Annotated in this window: 7 protein-coding genes; 3 read left to right on the top strand and 4 right to left on the bottom strand. The window is 69.9% G+C overall.

Annotated elements, in window-relative coordinates; all coding sequences use genetic code 11:
* A partial coding sequence (locus HY049_12615; GenBank protein MBI3449744.1) for an SAM-dependent methyltransferase occupies window positions 1-850 on the bottom strand: 850 nt, incomplete at its 3' end.
* A 33-nt stretch (window positions 851-883) separates the two neighbouring features.
* Between HY049_12615 and HY049_12610 the strand changes: the two genes are divergently transcribed.
* Window positions 884-3,568, top strand: a complete 2,685-nt coding sequence (locus HY049_12610) for a protein kinase (GenBank protein MBI3449743.1) — start codon at window positions 884-886, stop codon at window positions 3,566-3,568.
* Window positions 3,569-3,574: 6 nt separating this feature from the next.
* Here HY049_12610 and HY049_12605 read toward each other — a convergent pair whose 3' ends face one another.
* The gene (locus HY049_12605) at window positions 3,575-4,978 is read right to left on the bottom strand and encodes an MBL fold metallo-hydrolase (GenBank protein MBI3449742.1); all 1,404 of its coding nucleotides are present in this window, start codon (window positions 4,976-4,978) and stop codon (window positions 3,575-3,577) included.
* 96 nt (window positions 4,979-5,074) lie between these two features.
* On the opposite strand from HY049_12605, the gene HY049_12600 reads away from it, so the two are divergent.
* On the top strand, window positions 5,075-5,887 hold the full coding sequence (locus HY049_12600) for a formylglycine-generating enzyme family protein (protein MBI3449741.1): 813 nt from the start codon (window positions 5,075-5,077) through the stop codon (window positions 5,885-5,887).
* A 16-nt stretch (window positions 5,888-5,903) separates the two neighbouring features.
* On the opposite strand, the gene HY049_12595 is transcribed toward HY049_12600, so the two are convergent.
* Both HY049_12595 and HY049_12590 read right to left on the bottom strand, forming a co-directional pair.
* Window positions 5,904-7,124: an energy transducer TonB gene (locus tag HY049_12595; GenBank protein ID MBI3449740.1), complete on the bottom strand. Its 1,221-nt coding sequence runs from the start codon at window positions 7,122-7,124 to the stop codon at window positions 5,904-5,906.
* Entirely contained in the window at window positions 7,121-7,714 is a 594-nt protein-coding gene (locus HY049_12590) for a sigma-70 family RNA polymerase sigma factor (protein ID MBI3449739.1), read from the bottom strand. Before HY049_12590 ends, HY049_12595 begins: the two co-directional genes overlap by 4 nt.
* A gap of 209 nt (window positions 7,715-7,923) precedes the next feature.
* On the opposite strand from HY049_12590, the gene HY049_12585 reads away from it, so the two are divergent.
* On the top strand, window positions 7,924-9,444 hold the full coding sequence (locus HY049_12585) for a M20/M25/M40 family metallo-hydrolase (protein ID MBI3449738.1): 1,521 nt from the start codon (window positions 7,924-7,926) through the stop codon (window positions 9,442-9,444).
* Window positions 9,445-9,447: the final 3 nt, after the last annotated feature.

The raw sequence follows: 9,447 nt of genomic DNA, 5'->3' as shown, positions 1-9,447 counted from the left end.
GGATCCGCGCGGAGGCGAGCGCGCTGCCGATCCCGAGGCATGCGAGGAAGACCGCGAGGATGATCGCGAAGGTGTACGACGTCCCTCCGAAGAGAAGCGCGAGGAGCCGCGTCCAGATCACCTGCCCGCCGAGCGCCGTCATCCCCGACAGGGCGATCACGAGGAGCACGACGCGATCTTCGCCGCTCCCGGGTGACCCGGGGTCGGCCAGGGCGGGCCGGGGTTCGTGGGGGGCGCGCCGCGCGAGGGCAAGACCGGCCGCCCCCGCGATGAAGTTCAGCGCGGCCGCGACGCCGGTGGCGACCCGCACGTCGTACACCGGGAGGAGGTAGAACCCCGCGAGGAGCGCTCCCGTGACGGCGCCCACCAGGTTCGCCGCGTACAGGACGCCGAGGCCCGAGAGTCCGCGCGGCGTGGCGACAAACCATCGCGAGACGGCGGGGAAGGTCGCCCCCATCAGAATCGTCGGCGGCAGGAGACAGATCCCCGCGATCGCCGCGCGCAGCAGGATCCCCTGAAGGCCGAGGCTCGCGTGTCGGAGATAGACGTCCCCGACGGAGAGAACGAACCACGGGAGGAGGAGCCCAAGGATGCCGACGCCGAGCTCGAGCCGCGCGTACACCCGGATGGGGTGAAGCGTCCGCGGGATCCACCGGGAGCTGGCCAGGCTGCCGAGGAACATCCCGACCATGAAGCTGGCGAGGAGGATCCCCACCGAGATCGCCGAGGCGCCGATGACCAGCCTCAGGAGCTGGAGCCAGATCACCTCGTAGATGAGGGCGGCGCACCCGCTGATGAGGAAAAGCAGGGCGAGGAGTGTCTCATGCTCCTTCGTCTCGCGGGTTCGCACGCGGCGAAGTATAAGAGATAATGTCCCCGCGCCATGCCTCTAGATCCCGGTACCCGGCTCGGTCCTTACGAGATCCTCGCGCCGCTCGGCGCGGGAGGGATGGGAGAGGTCTACCGTGCGAAGGACACGCGCCTCGATCGCGTCGTCGCGGTCAAGGTCCTTCCGGCGCACCTCGCCGCGCATCCCGAGCTGAGGCAGCGGCTCGAACGCGAAGCGAGGGCCGTCTCCAGCCTGAGCCACCCTCACATCTGCACCCTGTTCGACGTCGGCCACCACGAGGGGATCGACTACCTCGTGATGGAGCACCTCGAGGGGGAGACGCTGGCCGAGCGCCTGAGGAGGGGACCGCTTCCCTACCCCGAGCTGATGCGCGCGGCGATCGAGATCGCCTCGGCGCTCGATCGCGCGCACCGGAGCGGCATCGTCCACCGCGACCTCAAGCCCGGCAACGTGATGATGACGAAATCCGGGACGAAGCTCCTCGACTTCGGCCTCGCGAAGGGGATGGGACTCGGCGCTGCCCCGTCGAACCTCACCGCGTCACCGACGCTCACGAGCCCTCTCACCGCGGCGGGGGCGATCGTCGGGACCTTTCAGTACATGGCCCCCGAGCAGCTCGAGGGGAAGGAGGCCGACGCGCGGAGCGATCTCTTCGCGCTCGGCGCCGTGATCTACGAGATGGCGACAGGGGGGCGCGCCTTCGACGGGAAGACGCAGGCGTCGCTCATCGCCTCGATCCTCAAGGAGGAGCCGCGGCCGATCCGCGCGGCGGTCCCCTCGGCCCCCGCCTCCCTCGATCGGCTCGTGCGCCAGTGCCTCGAGAAGGATCCGGACGAGCGGATCCAGAGCGCGCACGATGTGAAGCTCCAGCTCGAGGTGATCGCAGAGGCCGGATCCACTTCCGAGGCGCCTCCCGCCGCAGGGCCGGCAGCGTCGCGATCGCGCGAGCGGCTCGCGTGGGCGATCGCCGCCATCGCATCGATCGCCGCGATCGGCGCGGCGGGGATGGTGATGCGGAGGACGGTGCCGAGCGAGACGATGGTCGTCTCCTCGATCTCCCCGCCCGCAGGCGAGATGCTCCAGCCCAACACGCTGGCCATCGCGATCTCACCCGACGGAAGGGAGATTGTCTTCGCGGCCCACGGCCAGGCTGGAAACGGACTGTGGGTTCGCCCCCTCGACTCAATGAAGGCGAGACTCCTGTCCGGCACCGAGGATGCGGAGTGCCCCTTCTGGTCCCCCGACGGGCAGTCCATCGGCTTCTACGCCAACGGGCAGCTCAGGAAGGTGGATCTCGCCGGCGGGCGGAGCGACGCCCTGGCCCCGATGAGCATCTGCCTCGGAGCCTCGTGGAGCCGTGACGGCTCGATCCTCTTCGTCCCCGACCGGTACCTCCCCGTCATGAGAATCCCGGCGACCGGTGGGGAGCCGGTGGCGTTGGGCGCCCCGGGCGCGGCGCGCGGGAAGCGGATCTTCTCCCAGCCGAGCCTCCTCCCCGACGGGCGCCACGTCCTTTTCACGGTGAACGAGATGTGGGAGGGGGGGCAGAACAGCGGCATCTTCGCGGCGGCGATAGACGGAAAAGACGAGAGGCGCATCCTCCCGGTCCTCTCCAACGCGCGTTACGTGGCGCCGGGGTATCTGGTCTTCGCGAAGGACGGCTCGCTTCGGGCGCAACGGTTCGACCCCGAGCGCCTCGAGCTGTCCGGCGACGCCGTCACGATCATGGACGGCGTTCAGTACATGGGATTCTACCAGAGCCACGTCTTCTCGGTGACGGACGAAGGAAAGCTCGCGTTCGTCGCCGGCGAGGGAACCCTGACGCGGCAGTTCACGTGGGTCGATCGCAAGGGGGCCATCGTCCAGACGATTGGCAAGCCGGGGAATTTCTTCTCCCCCCGCCTCTCGCGCGACGGCCGGCGCATCGCGTTCGATCAGAGCGAGGCCACGAGCGACAGCGGCGACATCTGGACGCTCGATCGCGAGCGCGGCGTGGCCACGCGGCTGACCTTCGATCCCCGCAATGAATCGGCGCCGGTGTGGTCCCCCGACGGCCGGCGGATACTCTTCTTCGGCAACTTCTCGAACCGGACCGACCTCTTCACGGTCGCTTCGGACGGGACGGGGGCCATCGAGACGCTCCTCTCGAACGGGGCGGACAACCTGGCGAGCGACTGGTCGCGCGACGGCAAGTTCATCCTCTACCAGACGACGCACGGCGCGGGGTTCCTGGCGAACACCGATCTGTGGATCTACTCCGTGGATGGGAAGAAGGCCGAGCCCTGGCTCGAGTCCCCGTACGCCGAGCGCCAGGGGAAGTTCAGCCCCGATCAAAGGTGGATCGCCTACGTCTCGACCGAATCGGGGCGGATGGAGGTGTACGTCCGGGGGTTCATGCCCCCCGGAGGGAAGTGGCGCGTCTCCACCGACGGGGGAACCTCTCCCGTCTGGCGGCCGGACGGCAAGGAGCTCTTCTTCGTCTCCGCGGACTCCAAGGTCATGTCGATCGCGATCCGCCCGGGAGCGGAGTTCGACGCCGCCGCGGCGACGCCGCTCTTCCGGATCCCGGGAGAGCTGCTCGACGTGGGGGGGCTGATCACCCAGTACGACGTCGCCCCCGACGGTCAGGGCTTCCTGATGAACTTCGACACGCCGGCCGAGAACCAGCGGCCGATCACGCTCGTCACGAACTGGACATCGCTGCTCAAGAAGCCCTGACGACGGTCAGCCCCTTCCCGCCTCCACCGGCAGCGAGAGGCTCTCCCACGCCGCGATGCCGCCGATCAGGTCGGTCAGGCCGCGCCACCCCTGGCGCTCGAGGAGGCTCGTCGCGATCACCGACCGGAACCCCGAAGCGCACTGAACCACCACGGGGACGCCCTTCGGGATCTCCGACGCGCGCCGCGCGAGCTGGCCGAGGGGGATGTGGCGCGATCCGGGGATGTGCTTGTCCGCGCGCTCGCCGTCGTTGCGCACGTCGAGGACGATCGGGGGCGCGGCCGACTTGAGCTGCGCCGCCAGATCCCCTGCGGCGACCCGCGAGGTGCTCTGCACGAGATCGGGGCGCGACGAGAGCGCGTGCATCCCCCCTTCGAGATATCCCACGACCTGATCGAAGCCGATGCGGCCGAGGCGCGTCGCCGCCTCGACTTCCCCTCCCGGCTCCGCGATGACGACGATGGGGCGCTCGCGATCGAGGAGGGTTCCGGCCCACGTCGCGAACTTCCCCGAAAGGCCGATGCTCACGCTCCCGCCGAGGTGCGCCGCCGCCCACTCGCCGGGCTCCCGCACGTCGAGGAGGCAGGCGCCGGCGTTCCCGAGGCGGAGGACCTCGTCGAGCGGGACGGGGCGGAGCATCTTCTCCATCGCCGCCGGCAGCGTCGCGCGCGCCTTGCGGTTCAGCATCGCGTCGTACGAGAAGTAGGCCGGAGCCTCGGGCTGGTCGGTCGTGACCATCCGGACGAAGGCGTCGCGGCTCATCGGCTGGAGCGCGTAGTTCGTGAGGCGCTGCTGGCCGAGCGTCGACGACGTCTCCTGGCTCAGGTTCTTCCCGCACATCGATCCGGCGCCGTGCGCGGGGTAGACGAGCGTCGTATCGGGAAGTGGCAGCAGCTTGCCGTGGAGCGAATCGTACAGGAGACCGGCGAGATCGGCCGCGGAGATCCCGATCGAGGCCATGAGGTCGGGCCTGCCGACGTCGCCGATGAAGAGGGTGTCTCCCGTGAACACGGCGTGCGGCTTCGCGGCGCCGCGCGCCGTGTCGAAGACCGTGATCGAGATCCCCTCGGGGGTGTGCCCCGGCGTCTCGAGGATGCCGAGCTTGACGGCGCCGAGCGGGATCACGTCGCCATCGCGCGCCGGCGCGAACGGGTACTCCGCCTCCGCGCGCGCCCCCAGGTGGATCGCCGCCCCGGTGCGCTCCTTCATCTCGAGGTGGCCGGCGACGAAGTCGGCGTGGAAGTGCGTGAGGAAGACGTGCTCGATCCGCACGCCGAGGCGCTTCGCGTCCTCGAGGTACTGGTCGACGTCGCGCTGCGGGTCGATGACCGCCGCGACCCTCGCGGCCTCGTCACCCACCAGGTACGACGCGTGCGCGAGACAGCCGAGGTAGTACTGCTTGAGGATCATGGGCCGCCATTCTAACCCCTCCGGCCTTTGCCAGCGACCCCGAGGCTGCTAGCATTCGGAGACCTGCCCGCTGGCCTGAAGAAGGAGTCTCCCTCCATGAAACGACTCCCACTCCTCGGTCTCCTCATCCTCTCCGTCGCGCTCATTCAGAGCAGCACCCCGGCCCGTCCTGAGACCGCCCTCGGCAACCCCGCGTGGCCCCGGTTGGGAGACATCACCGGCAAGGACGGCGCCCCGATGGTCCTCGTCCCGCCCGGCGAGTTCCTGATGGGGAGCGCCGACACCGACCCTCTGGTTCACTTCTCCGAGAAGCCCCAGCGCCGGGTGGCCCTGGCGGGCTTCTACATCGACAGGTACGAGGTGACGGTGGATCAGTACCTCGGATTCCTCGCCGACATCAAGCTGAACGGCCACGTGTCGTGCGATTCCGCCGAGCCCAGGTCATCGAACCACGTCCCGGTCCCGACGAAGGGAACGACCTGGTCCTCCCCGACGCGCCCCGTCGTGAACGTGAGCTGGTACGACGCCGCGGCGTACTGCGCGTGGGCCGGCGAGCGGCTGCCGACCGAGGCGGAGTGGGAGAAGGCGGCCCGCGGCGCGGACGGACGGATCTACCCGTGGGGGAACGACCCTCCCGACGCGCGCCTTCTCGGAAATCTCGCCGACGAGGCCTCGGTCCGGCGTCCCGGCTCGACCCCCATCAACGCGGGGACGTACGTCGAGGGATTGAACGACAGGTTCGGAGGGTCCGCGCCCGTCGGCTCCTTCGCGGCGGGAGCGAGCGCGTACGGCGCCGAGGACATGGCCGGCAACGTCCAGGAGTGGACCGCCTCGCGCGAGCGCGCGACGCTTCGGGATCGGGCCGAGGATCTCGGCTTCAGGTGCGCGAGGGATCAGAAGCCCCTCTGAGTCGGGAGTGCGGTCGCTACCTCAGCTGGAAATCGACGACGAGCGTCATGTAGACGTCGATCGGTTCGTCGGCGCGCGTCGCGGGATCCCACCGCCACTTCGAGACGGCCTCGGCCGCGGCCCCCGCGAGCCACTCGCCTCCCTCGGGCATCTGGAGGACGACGAGTCGATCCGGCGTGCCGTCCATTCGCACAACGAGATCCATGATCACCTTGCCCGTGAGGCGCTCTTCCTTCGCTCTCTCCGGATAGACGGGATGGACCATCTCCCGGAGGACCGGGGGCTTCACGTCATCCCCGCCCAGGGTCGAGACGGTTCCGAAATCATGCGGCGATCCGGGCGCGAGGGGCGTCACGCCGATCACCAGGGTGTCGCCTTCGCCACCGAGCGGCGCCGCGAGGGCGACCGTGGCGCCGTCCGCGACGCGGAGCTCCGCGTCGAGGAAATCACCGGCGGGGCCGAGCGGACCTGCGGCCGAGATCCTGATGCGGTGCCATCCTCCCTCGATGGGCTCGGCCTCGAAGGCGACGTCGACGAGGGTCTCCCCGAGGGCCGTCTCGAACCGATGGGGATCGCCATCCGCAGCGTTCCCGGATCGGATCACCAGTCCGGGCAGAGTCTCGATTCTCGTCGCGCCGAGAGCCGCGCGAAGCGCTTCCGATTGATCGGCGCGTCCCCATCGTTCGCGCTCGGAGAGGGGGATGACGAACTCGTGTGTCCCGAAGAGCGCCGAGCCCGTCGGGGCCTGCGCCACCAGCGCGCGAAGGAGCCTCACGTGGTAGGAGGCTTCCGCCCCCGCGTGGAGCCCTGCGGGACCGACGGGCTCCTCTCCGGCCCAGGCTTCGGGGAAGAGGCCGAGCGCGATCTCCCCCAAGAACGTGCGTTCCTCTCGCGACGTGACGACGACCGCGCCCGCGCCCGGGACCGCGGTCAAGCGCGGGAGCGCGTCACGGCCGTGCAGTCTCAGGCGTTCGACGATGACAAGCGCCGCGGCCTCTCCTCCGCGCCCTTCCGCGGCCGGGCCCGTGACCGCGGGCGCCGGCCCGCGGAGGCGCGGCAACCCGAGGAGCGCGGCCCCGCCCGCCAGGCCGATGGCCACGAGGGCGACAGCCAGCGTCCGCTCCGCCCGCCGCCGCCTCGCGAAGAGCGTTCCAACATGGGCCGGAGGCGCCGGCGCCTTCACGTGATCGGCCAGAGAATCGATCAGCCGCCTCGCCTTCTCGTCCGCTGCGTTCATCTCGAGACCTCCAGAGCACGCCGCATCGACTCCGCCGCGTGCCTCAAGTGCGATCGCACCGTCACTTCCTTCATTCCGAGGATCCGCGCCACCTCCAGGGCTGAGATCTCGGCGATCTGCGTCAGAGCCCAGACCGCCCGGCGTCTCGGTGGCAGGTCGCGAACGAGCGCCTCGAGCGCCATGTGCGCCTCCCGACTCACCAGGGCCTCGGCCGGCCCCGGCGTCGGATCACTCCAGGGGTTCTTCGTCAGGCGAGTGAGAGCCGCCGTGAAGCGCCGCGCCGCCCGCCGACTGTTGGAGCACCGGCTGACGAGAATCCGATGGAGCCAGACCGAGAATGGGGCTCGGCCCGAGTCGTACTTGTGCAGCCGGCTGAAAGCGTGGAGCAGCGTCTCCTGCACGACGTCCTCGGCCTCCTCAGGTCGGACCCCGAGGGCGATGGCGACCCGAATCATCGCCCCGCTCCGCCCTCGCCAGAGCGCTTCGGCCGCGCCGGGTGCGCCGCGGCGCGCCTGCTCGACGAGGTCCACCGGGTCGGGGTCGAGAGTCTTTGCCGTCGAGAGTGCCTGCAACCTCTGTATCGATTCCATGTGTCGTGCTCCGGGTCGCTGTGATCCATTACTCCGACGGGGCGGCGTGTGTGCAAGGCTCGATGCCGGCCCGAGGAAAGGCGCCGGCGCTCCTTTCGACGCCGTTTCGCCTCCGCGGGCCCCACATATATATACGAGTCGCCCCCCGGGGTGAACGACCCGGCGCGACCGCAGGCTTCCCGGAACCAGGCTAAGGTAAAGTGGGCGCCATGAAGACTCACTTGCGCACCACCCCGACCCTCCAGCTCTTGATCATGACCTCGGTTCTGGCCGTGACGCTCGCCCTCCCGGCGGCCGTGCGTGCCGCCGACTCCACCGATCCGGTTCGCGCCCAGATAGTCCGTCAGCACGACGAGGGCGTTCGCCGTCTCCAGGAATGGGTGCGGCAGCCCTCAATCGCCGCCGAGAACCGCGGCATGAACGAAGGGTGCGAGCTGATGATGCGCCTCGCGCGCGAGGCGGGGTTCAATCAGGTCACGCGCGTGACGACCGACGGGCAGCAGGGGGTCTTCGCGACGCTCGACGCCGGCGCGCCGCGCACCATCGGCCTCTACTTCATGTACGACGTGAAGCAGGCGGACCCCTCCGAGTGGTCCTCGCCGCCATGGGACGCCGCGCTCTTGGAGAAGGCCGGCTTCGGAAAGGTCGTCATAGGGCGCGGCGCCGTGAACCAGAAGGGACCCGAGGCGGCGTTCCTCGCGGCGCTCCACGCGATCAAGGCGGCCGGGAGGAAACCGCCCGTCAACCTCGTCCTCGTCGCCGAGGGGGAGGAGGAGATCGGGTCGCCGCACTTCCACCAGATCGTCCGCCGTCCCGAGGTGGACGCCGCGCTCAGGCGCTGCTCGGGGGTCTTCATGCCGTCGGCGATGCAGGATCCGGACGGGACGGCGTCGGTGTCGCTCGGCGCGAAAGGGGTCGTCGAGCTGGAGCTGGTCGCGAGCGGCGAGAAATGGGGAAGAGGCCCGGGGAAGGACGTCCATTCGTCCAACCGCGCGAGGCTCGACTCCCCCGCCTTCCATCTCGTCCAGGCGCTCGCGACGCTCGTGACCGCCGACGGCGATCCGGCGATCGACGGCTTCGCCGACGCCGCCCGTCCGGCCTCCGCCGCGGAAGCCGCGATGCTCGACGTCGCGGCCGCGCGCATCAAGGAATCCACCGCGATGGGCCTCCTCTCGGCGAAGACGTGGGCGCACGATCTCCCGTGGCGCGCGTCGCTCGAAAGATTCCTTTTCACGCCGACGGTGAACATCGAGGGGCTCGTCGCCGGATACACAGGCCCCGGGGGGAAGACGGTCCTGCCGCACCGCGCGGTGGCGAAGCTCGACCTGCGCCTCGTCCCCGACATGACCTACGACGGCGCGGTGGCCGCCCTCAAGGCTCACCTCGCGAAGCGGGGGTTCGGCGACATCGAGGTGAACCCGAGCGGCGGCTACGATCCGACGGGCAGCTCGGCCGACGCGCCGCTCATCCGCGCGCAGATCTCGGTCCTGAAGCGCGCGGGGCTCGACCCGATCCTCTGGCCGCGCAACGCCGGCTCGTATCCCGGCTACGTCTTCACCGCCGACCCGCTGCGGCTCCCCGCCGGCCACTTCGGCCTCGGTCACGGCAGCGGCGCGCACGCTCCCGACGAGTACTTCGTCATCGAATCGTCGAACCCGAAAGTGGCCGGCTGGGACGCCGCCGTCGGCTCGTTCGTCGACTACCTCGACGAGCTCGCGGCCATCAAGTAGCCG

This window comes from Acidobacteriota bacterium (assembly GCA_016195325.1).
In the GTDB taxonomy this organism is placed as follows: Bacteria; Acidobacteriota; Polarisedimenticolia; order JACPZX01; family JACPZX01; genus JACPZX01.
This window is presented reverse-complemented; position numbering and strand designations above follow the sequence as displayed.

What these genes read in the sequence shown, in the direction of transcription:
- HY049_12590 (MBI3449739.1), bottom strand. Translation starts at nt 7,714, where the DNA reads ATGGAATCGATACAGAGGTTGCAGGCACTCTCGACGGCAAAGACTCTC.
- HY049_12600 (MBI3449741.1), top strand. Translation starts at nt 5,075, where the DNA reads ATGAAACGACTCCCACTCCTCGGTCTCCTCATCCTCTCCGTCGCGCTC.
- HY049_12595 (MBI3449740.1), bottom strand. Translation starts at nt 7,124, where the DNA reads ATGAACGCAGCGGACGAGAAGGCGAGGCGGCTGATCGATTCTCTGGCC.
- HY049_12610 (MBI3449743.1), top strand. Translation starts at nt 884, where the DNA reads ATGCCTCTAGATCCCGGTACCCGGCTCGGTCCTTACGAGATCCTCGCG.
- HY049_12605 (MBI3449742.1), bottom strand. Translation starts at nt 4,978, where the DNA reads ATGATCCTCAAGCAGTACTACCTCGGCTGTCTCGCGCACGCGTCGTAC.
- HY049_12585 (MBI3449738.1), top strand. Translation starts at nt 7,924, where the DNA reads ATGAAGACTCACTTGCGCACCACCCCGACCCTCCAGCTCTTGATCATG.